This window comes from Providencia huaxiensis (assembly GCF_002843235.3).
GTDB classification, from domain to species: domain Bacteria; phylum Pseudomonadota; class Gammaproteobacteria; order Enterobacterales; family Enterobacteriaceae; genus Providencia; species Providencia huaxiensis.
In genome coordinates, this window is sequence record NZ_CP031123.2 from 1080744 (window position 1) to 1096911 (window position 16168).

Annotated in this window: 22 protein-coding genes; 20 read left to right on the forward strand and 2 right to left on the reverse strand. The window is 44.9% G+C overall.

Going from position 1 to position 16168, the window contains the following annotated elements:
• Window positions 1–86 precede the first annotated feature (86 nt).
• Both CYG50_RS06395 and CYG50_RS06400 read right to left on the reverse strand, forming a co-directional pair.
• The gene (locus CYG50_RS06395; RefSeq protein ID WP_071548745.1) at window positions 87–1124 is read right to left on the reverse strand and encodes a phage portal protein; all 1038 of its coding nucleotides are present in this window, start codon (window positions 1122–1124) and stop codon (window positions 87–89) included.
• Window positions 1124–2881: a terminase ATPase subunit family protein gene (locus tag CYG50_RS06400; RefSeq protein WP_116068763.1), complete on the reverse strand. Its 1758-nt coding sequence runs from the start codon at window positions 2879–2881 to the stop codon at window positions 1124–1126. Before CYG50_RS06400 ends, CYG50_RS06395 begins: the two co-directional genes overlap by 1 nt.
• A 158-nt stretch (window positions 2882–3039) precedes the next feature.
• Between CYG50_RS06400 and CYG50_RS06405 the strand changes: the two genes are divergently transcribed.
• From CYG50_RS06405 to CYG50_RS06500, 20 genes are all read left to right on the forward strand, one after another.
• The gene (locus CYG50_RS06405; protein WP_116068760.1) at window positions 3040–3867 is read left to right on the forward strand and encodes a GPO family capsid scaffolding protein; all 828 of its coding nucleotides are present in this window, start codon (window positions 3040–3042) and stop codon (window positions 3865–3867) included.
• 12 nt (window positions 3868–3879) lie between these two features.
• Complete coding sequence (locus tag CYG50_RS06410) at window positions 3880–4974, forward strand: phage major capsid protein, P2 family (protein WP_116068757.1); 1095 nt, start codon at window positions 3880–3882, stop codon at window positions 4972–4974.
• A 3-nt stretch (window positions 4975–4977) separates the two neighbouring features.
• On the forward strand, window positions 4978–5634 hold the full coding sequence (gene gpM / locus CYG50_RS06415; RefSeq protein WP_238706824.1) for a phage terminase small subunit: 657 nt from the start codon (window positions 4978–4980) through the stop codon (window positions 5632–5634).
• 88 nt (window positions 5635–5722) lie between these two features.
• On the forward strand, window positions 5723–6199 hold the full coding sequence (locus tag CYG50_RS06420) for a head completion/stabilization protein (RefSeq protein ID WP_116068755.1): 477 nt from the start codon (window positions 5723–5725) through the stop codon (window positions 6197–6199).
• Window positions 6196–6399 (forward strand): tail protein X, encoded by a 204-nt coding sequence (locus CYG50_RS06425; protein WP_110591553.1) that lies wholly within the window; start codon window positions 6196–6198, stop codon window positions 6397–6399. The genes CYG50_RS06420 and CYG50_RS06425 overlap by 4 nt, the downstream gene beginning before the upstream one ends.
• A gap of 3 nt (window positions 6400–6402) precedes the next feature.
• Window positions 6403–6708: a phage holin family protein gene (locus tag CYG50_RS06430; RefSeq protein ID WP_116068753.1), complete on the forward strand. Its 306-nt coding sequence runs from the start codon at window positions 6403–6405 to the stop codon at window positions 6706–6708.
• The gene (locus tag CYG50_RS06435) at window positions 6701–7144 is read left to right on the forward strand and encodes a structural protein (protein ID WP_036962066.1); all 444 of its coding nucleotides are present in this window, start codon (window positions 6701–6703) and stop codon (window positions 7142–7144) included. The genes CYG50_RS06430 and CYG50_RS06435 overlap by 8 nt, the downstream gene beginning before the upstream one ends.
• Window positions 7145–7177: 33 nt before the next feature.
• Window positions 7178–7738, forward strand: a complete 561-nt coding sequence (locus tag CYG50_RS23425; RefSeq protein WP_238706825.1) for a DUF2570 domain-containing protein — start codon at window positions 7178–7180, stop codon at window positions 7736–7738.
• Window positions 7722–8150 carry a phage tail protein gene (locus tag CYG50_RS06445; RefSeq protein ID WP_102140829.1) on the forward strand — a complete coding sequence of 143 codons (429 nt, stop codon included), beginning with the start codon at window positions 7722–7724 and terminating at the stop codon, window positions 8148–8150. Before CYG50_RS23425 ends, CYG50_RS06445 begins: the two co-directional genes overlap by 17 nt.
• Entirely contained in the window at window positions 8147–8764 is a 618-nt protein-coding gene (locus tag CYG50_RS06450) for a phage virion morphogenesis protein (RefSeq protein ID WP_102140828.1), read from the forward strand. Before CYG50_RS06445 ends, CYG50_RS06450 begins: the two co-directional genes overlap by 4 nt.
• 88 nt (window positions 8765–8852) lie before the next feature.
• Window positions 8853–9236 carry a hypothetical protein gene (locus tag CYG50_RS06455; RefSeq protein WP_116068751.1) on the forward strand — a complete coding sequence of 128 codons (384 nt, stop codon included), beginning with the start codon at window positions 8853–8855 and terminating at the stop codon, window positions 9234–9236.
• Between the two features lie 3 nt (window positions 9237–9239).
• Window positions 9240–9863, forward strand: a complete 624-nt coding sequence (locus tag CYG50_RS06460; protein WP_102140745.1) for a phage baseplate assembly protein V — start codon at window positions 9240–9242, stop codon at window positions 9861–9863.
• A complete protein-coding gene (locus CYG50_RS06465; protein ID WP_036962053.1) occupies window positions 9860–10201 on the forward strand; it encodes a GPW/gp25 family protein in 342 nt (113 codons plus the stop codon). The genes CYG50_RS06460 and CYG50_RS06465 overlap by 4 nt, the downstream gene beginning before the upstream one ends.
• A gap of 2 nt (window positions 10202–10203) precedes the next feature.
• On the forward strand, window positions 10204–11115 hold the full coding sequence (locus CYG50_RS06470) for a baseplate assembly protein (RefSeq protein WP_102140744.1): 912 nt from the start codon (window positions 10204–10206) through the stop codon (window positions 11113–11115).
• A complete protein-coding gene (locus tag CYG50_RS06475; RefSeq protein WP_102140743.1) occupies window positions 11108–11719 on the forward strand; it encodes a phage tail protein I in 612 nt (203 codons plus the stop codon). The genes CYG50_RS06470 and CYG50_RS06475 overlap by 8 nt, the downstream gene beginning before the upstream one ends.
• Window positions 11716–13407, forward strand: a complete 1692-nt coding sequence (locus CYG50_RS06480; RefSeq protein ID WP_102140742.1) for a phage tail-collar fiber domain-containing protein — start codon at window positions 11716–11718, stop codon at window positions 13405–13407. Before CYG50_RS06475 ends, CYG50_RS06480 begins: the two co-directional genes overlap by 4 nt.
• Window positions 13407–14027 (forward strand): tail fiber assembly protein, encoded by a 621-nt coding sequence (locus CYG50_RS06485; protein ID WP_116068749.1) that lies wholly within the window; start codon window positions 13407–13409, stop codon window positions 14025–14027. Before CYG50_RS06480 ends, CYG50_RS06485 begins: the two co-directional genes overlap by 1 nt.
• Window positions 14028–14150: 123 nt before the next feature.
• Window positions 14151–15323: a phage tail sheath protein gene (locus tag CYG50_RS06490; protein ID WP_116068747.1), complete on the forward strand. Its 1173-nt coding sequence runs from the start codon at window positions 14151–14153 to the stop codon at window positions 15321–15323.
• A 2-nt stretch (window positions 15324–15325) separates the two neighbouring features.
• Window positions 15326–15841 (forward strand): phage major tail tube protein, encoded by a 516-nt coding sequence (locus tag CYG50_RS06495; RefSeq protein ID WP_036962042.1) that lies wholly within the window; start codon window positions 15326–15328, stop codon window positions 15839–15841.
• A 9-nt stretch (window positions 15842–15850) separates the two neighbouring features.
• Window positions 15851–16159, forward strand: a complete 309-nt coding sequence (locus tag CYG50_RS06500; RefSeq protein WP_036962040.1) for a phage tail assembly protein — start codon at window positions 15851–15853, stop codon at window positions 16157–16159.
• Window positions 16160–16168: the final 9 nt, after the last annotated feature.

A 16168-nucleotide genomic window follows, 5' to 3' on the forward strand; every position in this document is an offset into this window, starting at 1 on the left:
ATTTCATCATTTGGGCATCCAAATCACCTACCTACAGGCAAAAAATACCGCCTCAGTGGGCGGTATCATTGAATTTACGCGTGATATTATTCGTCGTCTAAGTCCAGAGAATATTTTTCAAACTTTATAATTTCCCCACCAAACCAATCATTCAATTGCATCATCTTACTTTGTAACGGCATCAACTCATTACGCACAAACACCTTTGCCGCTTTCTCAACATCACCAAAGCCGCCCACATTTTCAGGAATGATACCCATGATTTGTGGGGGTACGCGGTGTGCCGCTAACATATCGTCGCGGCTCACATTCTTAATATTGAGAAATTCATCTTTTGCGGCGGCTTCGGAAAGTGGGATGGTTTGAATGCCGTCTTTCTTTCCCCCTGGTGCGTACAAAAATAAATTGCGAAAGTTCCCGGGTCCTTTACTGCTTTTGAGGGCTTCACGAATTTTATCAACATCATCGGTTTTTTGTGCTGCATCACTGATATACAAGATATAACCGGCATGCGAACCATTGAGATAATATTTACGGCGAAATAGTGTTGCCGACTCATTGAGCAGTACGGAGGGGATCGCCGCAAGATATTCAGGCAAGCCGTATAACTCTTGATTAATATCCGGCTCAATCAAATGAAACACTTTGCCCGTTTGAAATTCATACGGTTTAATATCGTAGCCATATTGCACAAACCAATAAGTTTCTAAGTCAACACCACGGCGGGTAAACTTAGCCGGCGAATGTTTAAAATTCAGTGATTGTCCTAACCGGTTATTTCGTTCTTCAAGATACCCATTACCAAACAGTAAAAAATCTAATGCCCAGCTATCAAACGTCTGACGACTTAAATATTTATTGGGTATAAATGTGCTGGTGAGAATATTACGTTTTACATAAATTGCGCTGCTATGGTGTGGGGCTGCACGGAACGTGCGTGCAAGGCCGTTAAAACTAATTGGCGGCTCATAGTAATTATCAATTTGCACACATTCCAAATAATCAAAAATTTCACGCTTATCGAGTACGGGGATTGGATCACCGAAAGTGAATGCTTCCATTGATGCGCTGTCGGTTTTTTGCGCCAGTGTTTGTGATTGGCGTTTTTTATTTTTACGGCTCATTAAAAGACCTCGACGATATTATGTTGATTGTGATTTTCACCGGTGATCGGTTCGTTATAAAGGGCGTGCATGGTTGCCCACGCTAAGTCAGCATGGCTGGCCTCTTCGCTGCGGTCTGCTTCATAGGTTGGTCGGTTGCCGCTGGCAGTGGTCGCACGGCGAATGGCCATAAAAGATTGAGTGATATCATTACTACCCGCGTCATATTCCAGTCGGTCATGACTAATCACGTCATAAGCTTTAAGCACTAACGCATTCTTTAACGCAGGGTTATAGACAAATTCTTTTGCAGCAGGGAAAAATTCTTGCACATTTTTCAGAACGCCATGGCCAATACCCGTAGAGTCAATCCCGATGTATTGCACGTTGTAGCGTTCGGTGAGTTCTTTTATCGCGTCCGATTGCGCGCGAAAGTCCATGCCGCGCCATTGGTGATGTTCAAGTATGCGAAACTTACCGCCTTTATGTAGCGGTGGCGCGATAACCACACAGCCTGCGCTGTCGCCATTTTGTGTGCCTTTCGCGGGGTCGTAACCAATCCAAACAGGATGGAAAGCATAGGGGCGTATCATTAACGGTTGAACGTCGTCCCATATTTCCCAACTGTCCACCATGCATTTTTGCATTAACTGCAAGTTGAAAATGGACGCGATATCGTCGACAAACTCACACATAAGTAAGTTTTCGAATTCATCAGGGCTATATTCTAAATAGAGTTGATCAATATCGAATAAATTACACCCGCCCCGCATGGCATCTTCAATCGTGACAATTTGCCGCCACTGGCCATCACCACACATCATGCCATTCACTAATGCTTGATGGCTGATATCGACCTCAACGTGATCGGCTTTACGACGACCACGATTAAAGAGCTTTCCAGACCAGAACGGATACGCGCTGTGTGTTAATGCGGATGGGGTCGAAAAGTAGGTTTGACGCCATTTTTTGTGCATGGCCATACCGGAGGCGACTTTGCGTAATTCTTGGAATTTGGGTATCCAGAAATACTCATCAAGATACAAATTACCGTGGTAACTCTGCGCGGTACGGGCATTGGTGCCAAGAAAATACAGTGTTGCGCCATTAGGCAAAACTATCGGATCACCTTTTAAGTCAACATCAACCTCTCGCGCCATATCAATAATGTAGCCTTTGAATACGTGCGCTTGGGCTTTACTCGCTGATAAAAATATTTGGTTTCGACCGGTAATGAGTGCATCCATAAAGGCTTCACGAGCGAAAAAGTAAGTTGCCCCGATTTGGCGTGATTTTAAGATGTTGCGAATTCGGTGCTTATGGCCGGCGCCGTACCATGCTTTCTGGTACTCAAACATATTTTCACGAAAGATTTCTTCCAGCTTTTCAATCTGCTCTTCGCTAAATAAATTCTTCTCAGGGGCGCGGCGTTCACCTTTATTGCGATTGGCCAGTTTCGGGTTCAAATCAACCTCATTGCCGCCGTTTTGGTACTTGTGAATTTTGGCATGCCGCTCTACTTGGCGATAAAGTAAGTCGATTTCTTTAAAGTCTTTCCCCTCTTTATTTTCTTTACTCAATAGCGTACAAAGTCGCATCTCCAGCGTCATTTCCACGCGCTCAACGGGGGTGATCTCATCCCATTTGTCGCGACGTTTCCAACTGTGGATAGTGGCAGTTTTTTCTTTGAGGATTTCAGCAATACGCGCAATTCGGTACCCGTTAAAATACAGGTGCATCGCGCGTTTTCTTGGGTCAAAATCGTGTAATGTTTTCATGTCGCCAGATTACTGGCTCACACGCCCAATCGCCCCGAGCTGTCGTTGTGCCATTTCCCACACAATGGCAAAGCATTGTTTCTTAGCCCCCATCCCTGAAAACATAGGCTCATCAATTTTTTATCTACGCATTAAATTTAATTGCCGGAGCCTGAGCAATGACAAAAAAATCTAAACCGGTGCGCCTTTGTGTTGAGGGAGCCACAACCGATGGGCGTAAAGTGCAGCGCCAATGGTTGACGGAAATCGCCAAAAATTACGATAAAAATGTTTATGGTGCCCGCATCAATATGGAGCATTGGAATTATTCTTTTATGCCGCGCTTCGGTGATGTTGAGTCGGTCTATACCGAGGAAATCAGCGAGGGAGCATTAGCAGGAAAGCTAGCACTATATGGCGTGTTAACACCAACACCTGAGTTGGTCGAAATGAATAAAAAACGCCAGAAAGTTTATACGTCTGTTGAAATCAATCCAAATTTCTCTGATATGAACGGTGCTTATTTGGTGGGCTTAGCTGTCACGGATAACCCTGCCAGCCTTGGCACGAGCATGTTGGAATTTAGCGCGGGTGCAGATAAAACCGCGACTTTCTCAGAACGCAAGCAAGATAAAGATAACGTCTTTACGGCGGCGGAAGAAACGGTGATTGAATTTACCGAAGAAGAAAACAAACCAGAAAAACCCAGCTTGAAAGATCGCATCATGGCGAAATTCAGTCGCGAACGTCAGCGCAATGATGTTGAACTCAATGACATTCACCAAGCGGTAGAGCTTTGCGCGGAAGAGCAAACCGAAACCGCACAAAAGCTGACTCGGCTTGAAACACAAGTTAAAGCGTTATCGGGTATCAAGCAAGAAAATGAAACCCTGCGCAGTGAGCTGGACCAACTCAAAAAAGATTTGAGCCAGCAAGATAATCAGCAACACCGCCCCACGTCTTTTGGCGGCAATACAACCAACACTGAAAACCTGACTGATTGCTAAACGGGAAAAACAATGAGAAAAGAAACAAAAGTTAAATTTAACGGTTACATGACCCGTCTAGGTGAAATTTACGGTGTTCAGCCACACGAATTCACAGATTCAAAAGTGGAAATTGAGCCTTCGGCAGCCCAAAAACTGGAAAGCAAAATTCAGTTAAGCGCCGTCTTTCTGACCAAAATTAATATTGTGCCTGTCAAAGACCAAGTGGGCGAAAAAATCGGCCTCGGCATTGGCTCAACGGTTGCCGGCACGACGGACACCACCAAACAAGACCGCGAACCGACTGACCCAACTCAATTGGCCAAACAAGGCTATCACTGCCGCCAAACGAATTTCGATACCGCTATTCGTTATGAAAAACTGGACATGTGGGCGATGTTTGAAGATTTCCAGCGCCGTATCCGCGATGCCATTATTCAGCGTCAAGCCCTTGATCGTATCATGATTGGCTTTAACGGTACGAGCCGCGCGGCAACTTCAAACCGTACAGTCAACAAAATGCTACAGGACGTCAACATCGGTTGGTTACATAAAATTCGCCTTGAAGCCCCTGAACATGTTTTAGGTTCTTCAACCGATAAAGACACCAACCAAATCACCCCTGAGCCTATCAAAGTGGGTAAAGGTGAAGAGTATGAAAACCTTGATGCACTGGTTATGCAAGCCGTTGACCACGCGATTTCAGAAGTGTACGCCGACGATACCGATTTAGTGGTTATCTGTGGCCGCTCACTTTTAGCCGATAAATATTTCCCAATCGTCAATCGTGATCAAGCCAATACCGAGGCGTTAGCTGCGGATGTGATTATCAGCCAAAAACGCCTCGGTGGATTGCCAGCGGTACGTGTTCCCTATTTCCCGAAAAATGGAATGCTTATCACACGGTTAGATAATTTATCTATTTACTGGCAAATCGAATCACGCCGCCGTCAAGTGGTGGACAATGCCAAACGTGACCGTATCGAAAACTACGAATCAGTAAATGAAGATTACATTGTTGAAGATTACGACTGTGTGGCGTTGATTGAAAACATTGAGCTGACGTCTGGAAAACCGGCGGAGCCTACTGAGCCGGACGAAGCAAAAGACGCGCCAACCGGAGAATAAGCTGTGAATCCGTGGGAACGCAAACGCATGCAGGTTGAAGCCAAGAACGTCAGCGCCTATGGCGTTCTTGCTGACCCCTCGGCAGCAACACAAGTCAAATTGATGTTGCGCCAACATATGCGGGATCTAGGTAAAACTCAATCATTTGAACGCAAAGCCGCGTACAAACGTAAAGCCTTACCGCTATACGAAACGTGGATCACGGAAACATTAAAAGGCAACTCAGGCGTTCAAGATGATGTGCTGATGTATCTCATGTTGTGGAGTTTTGACGCGGGTTTGTACGCGCAAGGGCTTGATATTGCGGAGTATGCATTAAAACACAAGCTCGCCATGCCGTCAGGCCAATCCCGCACAACCGGTTGTGCTATTGCCGAAGAAATGGGAGATAGAGCCAAAGAAGCCTATACCGCAAAAAATCCCATTCCATTGGATATCTTGCAGCGCACCATGACATTAATTGAGCATGAAGATATGCCCGACAAAGTCCGCGCCGAGCTACATAAATGGCTCGGTTACAGCTTGCGCGATAATGATTTTCCGCAACCGGCTTTATGTGAATTAATGCGTGCCCTTGAGCTCAATGAGCGCAGTGGGGTTAAGCAGGATATTAAGAATATTGAAAAGTTTTTGTCAGCAAAAAACAGGGCTGATGAATAAAGAACGTGCCAACGCGCAAGGCGGCGCGAGATAAGAAATTTATTTTTCGGACTCTCGCCCACCGCCTACCTATTTTTAAGGTGACCTTATGGATTTCGTTTCACCCGAACCCGCTAACGAAAAAGATGAAACAATCACCAGTGGTGATTTTTGGCCTGCGATTAATACCCGCGCATTTCGGGAATCAATGCGAGTTGACGGTACGGTCACCCAAAGTCGATTAATTGAAGCCTTAAAAAACGCCATCATCGAAACCAACCGTGAATTATCCCGCTTTCAACAGCAAGAAATCCACTTGGGCTATACAACATTAGGCGCGGTTCCGGCCAGCAAAATTACGTATGGGGAAATTGACGTATCGGAATTAGTGATCCTTTATCGCCGTGCCGTATTCAGCGCGGCAAAAGCAAACTTAATCGAACGTTACCGCGATATTGATACAACCCCAAACGGCAGCAAAAAAGCCGATGCCTTAGAGACGAATATTGATGATTTACAGCGTGATGCTATCTGGGCAATTCAGCGTATCAAGGGTACGACACACAATATTGTTGAATTGATATGAAAACCAGAACGATAAAAGGTGACACCGTAGACGGGATATGTTGGCGATTTTACGGCAGAACGACAGGCATGACCGAGGCTGTTTTGTTAGCGAATCCCAATCTAGCCGAACATGGCGCGGTGCTACCTGCAGGGCTATTGATTGAGTTACCTGAAATTACCGAAGAGCCGGTACAGCCACTTATACAGCTATGGGATTGATACATGTTTGATAAAGATCCGAACAGTTTCGGTATCGCACAGTGGTTATTAATGCTCTTCATTTCAATGTGGGGAGGTGTTGTGAGATACATCATTGACGTTAAAACGAATAATGTCCCGTGGAGCTGGTTTGCGGCTTTTATGCAAATGGTTGTTTCCGGCTTTGTCGGGTTGTTAGGCGGATTGCTCTGTATTGAGGGCAATCAAAGTATTTATATCACCCTATTCACCACCGGTGTATTTGGTGCGATGGGAAGTATCGGACTTTCCTATTTATGGTCACGCTTTACTGGAGGAAAACATGTCTAACGTACCACGCGGCATACGCAACAATAATCCGGGCAATATTGATTATAACCCGAGAAACCCATGGCGAGGGGAGCTGGCCTTTGACCCTAGCATTGAGCCCCGTCATAGCCGTTTTGAGAAACCTGAATACGGTATTCGCGCATTATTCAAGCTTTTGCGAACCTATTCAACCTATGCAGGAAAACAAGGGGTTGGTTGCGGCAAAATTGATACGGTGGAAGAAATTATTGAACGTTGGGCGCCTGCAAAAGACCGTAATAATACAGAGGGTTATATTAATCGTGTCTGTAAAGAAACGGGATTTGGCCGTCGTGATTGCCTTGATGTCTATGACAAAGAAACGGCATTCAAAATCGCTAAAGCGATTGTCCATGTTGAAAATGGTCAGCAGCCATACAGTGATGAGCTGTTTGAAAAAGCGTGGGCGATGTTGTGATGTTTGAACCCAATAATGCGAGACGAAAAGCTTATGTTTAATATGAAAAAGTGGGTAATCGCTTTCGCATTATTCCTTGTCGCCGGTGTCATATTCGCCGGCTGGCAAGGTCTCAAAAAAATAGATCGACTCAATGAACGAGTCGGCATACTCACGGCAGAAAACCAACAACTTTCGTTAGACGTTGATAAAAAATCCGCGCTGATCTCTGAGCAATCATTAAGTTTTCACCGTGCAAATCAAATCGCGGGTGATGCCTATCGTCGCGGTATTATTCAACGCGCCGCCGCCGAGGAAAGAAAAATTGAATATAAAACCATTCTTAAAAACGAGCCAACGTGTGATTTACCTGTGCCTAAGTATCTTGCTGATCGGGTGCTCGACAACGCCTACCGTATCCGTGCAAACGCAATGCGTTCCCATTCCGAAAACACTAACTCAGCAAGTACCACCGCCTCTACCGGACGGGTTCTAACTTATTGCGATTTGGCTTTGATGGTTGACCCTTTACTCGCAGCCTTAGAAACTGCCAATATTCAACTGAGTGCGATTGAGTTATTTGATGAGGAACGGAACCGTGAAAAAGCTCACTAACTTACGGGAATATTTAGATAGCAAAATTCCATTTCTCAAAGATAACCCCGAAAATTTATACTTGTTCGTTGAAAACGGGCGGATTATTTCCACGTTAGAAGAAACGCCCAGTTTTGAATATGAATACACCGCTAATATTATTATTGAGCGCTATAGTGGTGACCAAAATGTCTTAATTGCGGTAGTCAATGATTGGCTAAGAAAAAATCAATCCGATATTTCAGCGAACCCCGCAAAGCGGCAACAAGATTTTAGATTTGAGGCGGTGATTTTAGATAACAAAACCGCCCACATCAGTATTGATTTAAATCTCACCGAGCGTGTATTAGCGATTGATAAAGACGGTAAATATGTGATTGAGGCTACCCCTGAGCCGGCTAACCCGTTTAATGCATGGCCAACGACACGATGAATGATGATACTTTGCGTCAACTTGACAGTGAATTAACGCATTTATTAAATCGTATGTCGCAAGGCCAGCGCCGGCAGCTCGCCAAAGAAATCACTCGCGATTTACGCCGTTCTCAAATTAAGCGCATTTCACAACAAAAAAATCCGGATGGCAGCCCATACACCAAACGCAAAGCGAATTTCATCACGGTACAACGTGAAATCCAATTTATGTGGCACGGTCAAAAACGTACCTTACGGAACTGGCGAGGTAATAGCAAAACAATCACTGGCCAAGATGCGAATAAAAAAGCGCAGCGCTCATTTCGTAAATCAGATATTCAGCGCTATATCAGTATCAAGAAAGATAAAATCAGTACAGAGCGCAAAACCAAGCAAACCCGCATGTTTAAAAAACTGGCCACCGCACGTTTTTTACGCGCCTATAATAGCGATAAAGAAGCTGTCATTTATTTTTTACCTTCCGCAGCAAATATTGCCGGTGTACACCAGTTTGGTTTAACGGAGCGTATTGGCAATACAAAAATCACCTATCCCTCTCGCCAGTTATTAGGGCTCACACCGCAAGAAATCAGGCATATTGAAAGTCAGATTATTGATTTCCTCTCACGATAATGTGTATCACAGACTGCACAAAAGGCAGTAGCTGCAATCAATACACTATCAATGGCACGCTTAAGAAAATCATTTTTTTGAGGTTGCCATGCGCAAATACATTCCGCTAATTCCTACTCTATTTATCATTATTTACTCACTGGTTATCTTTTTTGATACGGGCGTAGGTAACTATATTTCTGTGGTGGTCATCAATACGTACATTTCACTTCACGGCTTTAAATTATTTTTTACTCTCACGCCTTTTTTATCCAATAAAGATTATGAATATACCTTTGAGGGCTTCGAAAAGCTTCTCATACCGCTTGATGAATGGATTTATCGAACGGTGATTTTATTGACAGCGATCGGTGTGATTATCCTATTCATAACAAGTCAGTGGGTTGTCGTGCCATTCTTTGTATTTTGGTGTTTTTGGCAGGGGTTGGCTCGCGGTGTGATTTTGTCAGCAGTCAAGGCAGCGAGTCAATAAACCATGTCTGCCGAAATTCGCCGCCTTATCAATAATCTTATCCGCGTGGGTGTTGTGATTGCCGTTGATGCCCAAAAAGGCTGTCGCGTACAAATTGGAAACCTAGAAACCGACTGGCTAAATTGGATCACCTTACGTGCTGGTAGTACTCGCACCATGAATGCACCTAGCGTGGGTGAGCAAGTCCTTATCCTTGCTTTAGGCGGCGAACTTACCACGGCATTTGTGCTAACCGGTATCTTTTCCAATGAACACTCAGAACCAACCGACTCCCTCACAGCGGACCATCGTACTTATTCAGATGGGGCAATCATTGAATATGAACCTGCCACTGGTGCATTAATTGCCACAGGTATTAAAACGGCCACAATTGACGCCAGCGAACAAATTAATGCCACAACAAATGTGGTTATCGTCAATGCAAGTAAACAAATTAATCTCACCACACCAACAGTGATTTGTTCGGAAAATCTGACTTGCGCCACGCTCAATGTGACTGAGGGCGGCGAAATGACCGGAGATATTGTTCATAAAAATGGGACGTTTTCATCAAATGGGGTTGTTCTGGATGATCACGATCATGGTGGTGTTGAGCGCGGCGGAAGTCGCACGGATGGTCCTCAATGAGATATTGCGGTATGAGTCGAGAAAATGGAAAGTGCCTTTCCGATATTGAACATATACGCCAATCCGTGCGTGATATCTTGATCACGCCTATTGGCTCACGCATCGCACGGCGAAATTATGGTTCGCTATTATCAGAACTTATCGACCAGCCACAAAATCCCGCGCTGAAATTGCAGTTAATGTCAGCGTGCTACACCGCATTGTTAAAATGGGAGCCCCGCATTTTATTAACTCGCATTAGCCTAAATAGCACCGAGGCTGCACAGATGATTGTGGATATTGAAGCCACAAACCAAGACACCAATCAGTCACTTAATTTTTCGGTCAATGTGAGGTAGCGATGGCAGCCAGTATTGATTTAAGTTTATTACCCGCACCGGATGTGGTTGAAACGTTAGATTATGAGGTGCTATTTGCCGAGCGTAAAGCCGCACTAATTGGTGCGATGCCAGCAGAACAACGGGAAGCCATCGCCCGTACATTGGAATTAGAATCTGAGCCGCTCACTAAATTATTACAAGAAAATTGCTACCGTGAATTAATTTTACGTCAGCGCGTCAATGAAGCGGCTCGCGCAAGCATGGTGGCCTTTGCCACTGGTGCCGACCTTGACCAACTCGCGGCCAATAACAACGTGAAACGCTTGATACTTTCGGAGGGTGATGAAAGCGCTATTCCACCCATTGCGCCGGTGTATGAGTCGGATTCTAATTTGCGTATGCGTATACCGGCCGCTTTCGAAGCGTTAAGCGTAGCAGGCCCAATTGGTAGCTATGAATATCACGCTCGCAGCGCTGATGGTCGGGTTTCTGACGCTTCTGTGATTAGCCCATTACCAGCTCACGTCACGGTTACGGTTTTATCCCGCGAGGGGAACGGCAGCGCACCGGCTGATTTAATCGAAAAAGTTGATATGGCGTTAAACGATGAGGACGTTAGGCCGGTAGCTGATCGTGTGACAGTGCAATCGGCAACCATCGTTAACTATGAAATCGACGCGGTGATTTACTGTTATCCCTCGCCTGAATATGAGCCGATTATGGCCGCAGCTGAGGAACAAGTGAAACGCTATGCCACACAGCAACACAGACTAGGCCGTGACATTGTCCTCAGTGCCATTTATGCCGCGCTACATGTGCAAGGCGTGCAACGTGTCGAACTGAAAAAGCCGGTTGCAGATATCAAACTGGATAAAACACAGGCTAGCTTCTGCACACAAATTAATGTGGTACTAGGGGGCTCAGATGAATAATCGTTTATTGCCTGTCGGTTCATCAGCGTTAGAGCTCGCGGCGGCTGAATCACTGGCGCAGATTGAACGTGTGCCTATTCCTATTCGCGTTCTATGGAACCCTGATTTATGCCCTGTGTATTTACTGCCGTATTTGGCGTGGGCGTTCAGTGTTGACCGGTGGGATAAAAACTGGACGGAAAAAGCCAAACGGGATGCGGTGAAAGCCGCCATGTTTATTCATAAACACAAGGGCACCATTGGTGCATTGCGCCGTGTGGTTGAGCCGTTGGGTTATTTAATCCGTGTGATTGAGTGGTGGAAAACCAACGAAACCGCCGGCACGTTTCGCCTTGATATTGGCGTACTTGAAACGGGTATCACCGAGGAAATGTATCAAGAGTTAGAAGCATTGATTTTTGATGCAAAACCGGCGAGCCGTCATTTAGTCGGTCTAACGATTCAACTTGAAACTCGCGGTGAATTTTATTGCGGGGCATCTAGCTACATCGGTGACTCATTGACAGTTTACGCTTATACCCCGCCTTTAATTTCTGTTTCTGGTCTTGATGTTCAAGGTGCGGCTATTCACTTAATTGATGAAATGAGGATTAATCCACAATGAAATACTTTGCCTTACTCACAAAATTAGGTGAGAACTTATTAGCCCAAGCGACAGCGCTAGGCACAAAACTTGAATTAACACACATGGCGGTTGGCGATGGTGGCGGGAGTTTGCCAACGCCGGATACCAATCAAACTAAATTAATTGCTGAAAAACGCAGAGCCGCCATTAACACACTGTTTATTGATGATAAAAATAAAAATCAAATCATTGCTGAACAAATTATTCCTGAACAGGATGGCGGTTGGTGGATACGTGAGATTGGCTTATTTGATAAAGCCGGTAATTTAATTGCGGTAGCAAACTGCCCCGAAACGTACAAGCCACAATTAGCGGAGGGGTCAGGCCGCACGCAGTCTATTCGTATAGTGTTAATTGTTAGCCACACTGAATCAGTAACGTTAAAAATTGACCCGTCAGTTGTTCTGGCAACTCGTGAATATGTGAATACTGAAATCACCGTGCTGGACAAAAAAATTGATGCACTATCAGCACAAACCAAACTGGATTTAAACAAAAAATTCGATAAAGCGAATATTTCAGGCCAGAAAGGTAACGATAACGACAAAGTCCCTAGCCTGAATTTGTTTACGACTGAGATTGGTAAACTTGCCGCACTTGGGTACAGCTATTCAAAAATTGAATCAGACGGCAGATATCAACCTAAAGGAAATTACGCACCTGCGGGAAATTATGCTGACGGAAATTTATATAGAATTGGTGATAATAAAAAAGAGTCATGGATTTATACACCTGATAAATCAAAAGTTTTCAATGTAAATGATTCAGGATTGTCCGGTGTTTATGATTGGAAGACCAGCCGTTATTTATGGGGATTTGATAAAGACGGTACGATGAGTGCAGGTTTAATCCCTATTGCATGTGGTGGGACTAGTGCACGAAATGCAACCGAAGCACGAAAGAATCTAAATGCCGTGGGTGTTGGCGATTTTGGCGTGGGGCACCCCATACGATTAACAGAAACTGACAATCTCAGTAAAGTTACAGCTCAAGGAGTTTACTTTCAGCCTTACAGTGCCCATGCAGCGCTGGACAAGGAATATCCTATCGGATTCGCAGGTACGCTGATAAATACAATAACAGCGGATAATAGAACCTTGCAAGAGTATAAAGCGTTTGGCTCTTCTGAGTACATTTTTTATCGTAGTATTAAGACTGACGGTTCAACGCAAAATGTTTCTTGGATAAAGCAATATAATACAGGAAACACACAAACAGACCACAATGGAAATGTAAAAATCCCCGGCTATCTTGAGCGTAGTGATTATCCTGTGGGGTGTCCAATCCCTTGGACTCAAGCAACAGCGCCCGCTGGTTATTTGGTCTGTAATGGTCAATCATTCAATAAAACAACATACCCACTTCTAGCAAAAGCATACCCGACAGGAGCTTTACCTGATTTACGTTCTGAATTCCTGCGTGGTCTTGATGCGGGTCGAGGGATTGATTTGGGTAGAGGTGTCTTATCAACACAAGGTGATGATAACAAAGAACATAGCCACAACATCATATTAAAAGCCGCGAACGGTAGTGGTAGTTCAAATGAAACTGCATTAAGGACACTAGCGATTAATGTTTATAACGGAACATATACAACAGAGAAATCAGGCGGCAAAGAAAGTCGACCTCGCAACATCGCATTTTTATATATCGTGAGAGCAGCATAATGAAAAACTATAATTTAGATATTGAACAAGCCGAAATTGGCGAAAATGGCTTAGCAACAAAAGCGGGTTGGATTAAAGTCTATATTGCAGCCCCACAAACCCGTGAATATTTAAACGCAAGCATGGAGAATATTTATTTTGATGTCAGCGTGTCGGCCGGCGCTTATATTGATGCACCAGAACTACCGACAAAAGCGGGCTTTGCGGTGGTGCGTAGTGAAGATGGCTCTAAGTGGGAAATCGTGACAGATAACAGAGGTAAAACAGCGTACAGCACAGAAACCCGCCAACCGATTGAAATTGATTTTATTGGCGATTTGCCCGATACGCTAACTCTCTTAGAGCCGAAAACAGAATTTGATAAGTGGGACGGCAAAAAATGGGTAACAGATACTGAAGCTCAAAAAGCGGTATTGGTTGCACAAGCAGAGCAGGAAAAGGCGCAGCGATTAGAGGAAGCGAATGCCACTATCACGTATTTACAAGATGCCATTGAAGTCGGTCTTGATGATGACGATTACCAAGCAAAATTAACAGCGTGGAAAACATACCGTGTTTTGTTAAACCGTGTTGATACTTCACTCGCACCAGATATTGATTGGCCTGAAAAACCCGAATAACATTAATCTATTCTGAGCCCCAATCAACGGGGCTTTGTTTCATCCCTGACACAACGCCCATTTCGTGCATTTGCGTTAACCCCAACCCAAAATTGAGCTATTGCAAAATAGAGGACGCTAGTAATGGCTCAAGATTATCACCACGGCGTGCGAGTGATTGAACTCAACGAAGGCACGCGACCTATTCGCACCATCAACACCGCCATTGTCGGAATGGTGTGTACTGCCGATGATGCAGACGAAAAAGCCTTTCCACTCAATACCCCTGTTTTAATTACTGATGTTAAAAATGCAGCGGGTAAAGCGGGCGAAACCGGCACACTGGCTCGTTCATTAGATTCCATTGGTAACCAATCAAAACCGGTCACCGTGGTTGTACGCGTTGAACAAGGCGAAAGCGAAGCAGAAACCACATCCAATATTATTGGTGGCACCACGCCCGATGGCCGCAAAACCGGCTTGCAGGCATTAACCGTGGCGCAAGGCCGCTTAGGTGTTAAACCTCGCATTCTAGCCGTACCGGCTCACGATACACAGGCGGTTTCATCAACGCTCGCCGGTATCGCGCAAAAAATGCGTGCCATGGCTTACATTTGCGCCTATGGCAGTAAAACCATTTCGGATGCGATTGATTACCGCAAGAACTTTAATCAACGTGAATTAATGTTGATCTGGCCTGAATTTCAAAGTTGGGACACTGTCGCGAACGCAGAAAGTAATATCTACGCCACCGCGTGTGCCTTGGGCTTACGTGCCAAAATAGATAATGAAATTGGCTGGCATAAAACCTTGTCTAACGTGGGCGTTAATGGTGTAACGGGCATTTCTGCCGATGTGTCATGGGATTTACAAGACCCTGCCACCGATGCCGGCTTACTTAACGAAAACGATATCACCACGCTAATTCGCAATAACGGCTTCAAGTTTTGGGGCTCCCGTACTTGCTCTGATGATCCGTTGTTTGCCTTTGAGTCCTACACCCGCACCGCACAGGTGTTATCCGACACCATCGCCGAGGGGCTAGACTGGTCCATTGACGGCACGCTCAATCCCTCACTGGCTCGTGACATTATCGAAAGTATCAATGCAAAACTGCGCAGCATGACAACGCAAGGCTATTTATTAGGCGGTGAATGTTGGTTCGATCCAGACGTTAACACAAAAGAAGAGCTGAAAAGCGGCAAGTTATACATTGATTATGACTATACAGCAGTACCCCCACTGGAAAACTTACTGTTACGTCAGCGTATCACTGACCGCTATTTATTAGATTTTGGCTCAAAAATTAAGGGGTAATCATGGCCTTACCACGCAAACTTAAAGATTTAAATTTATTCAATGAGGGTGAAAGTTATATGGGGCGTATTGAAGAAATCACGCTACCGAAAATCACCCGTAAATTTGAAACCTATCGCGGCGGCGGCATGAATGGCGGCGTCAAAATTGATATGGGCTTAGAAGATGATGCTCTATCAGCCGAATTAACATTCGGGGGCTTAGAAGCCCAGCTTTATAAGCAATGGGGGATCACTCAAATTGATGGCGTGATGTTGCGCCTCAATTGTGCCTATCAACGCCAAGATACCAAAGAATACACCGCCGTTGAGGTCGTGTTACGGGGTCGATTCAGTGAAATTGACTCCGGTAATGGCAAGGCCGGTGAAAACACCCAAGTCAAAGCGCCTTTTAATGCCACGTATTACAAACTCATTTGGGATGGTGAAACACTCATTGAGATTGATTTACTCAATATGATTGAAAAAGTTGATGGTGTTGACCGCCTAGAAGAACAACGCGCCGCATTAGGTTTATAGGAAAAGTAAATGACTGAACCCGTAGAAAAAAATCAAATCACCGTCACGCTAGATGAACCCATCACGCGTGGAACAACCACAGTAACAGAGATTGTGGTACGTAAACCCAATTCTGGCGCATTGCGTGGTGTTCGTTTAGCCGCACTGATGGAAATGGATGTGGATTCGGCGATGTTGGTATTACCCCGCGTCACCGCACCGGCATTGACGAAACCCGAATTAATCATGATGAACCCAGCCGATATGCTGAATTTAACCAAAGAGCTTGTGCTTTTTTTGTTACCGAAGTCGGTGACTATGGATTTCCAGAACGATTAACCGTCAATG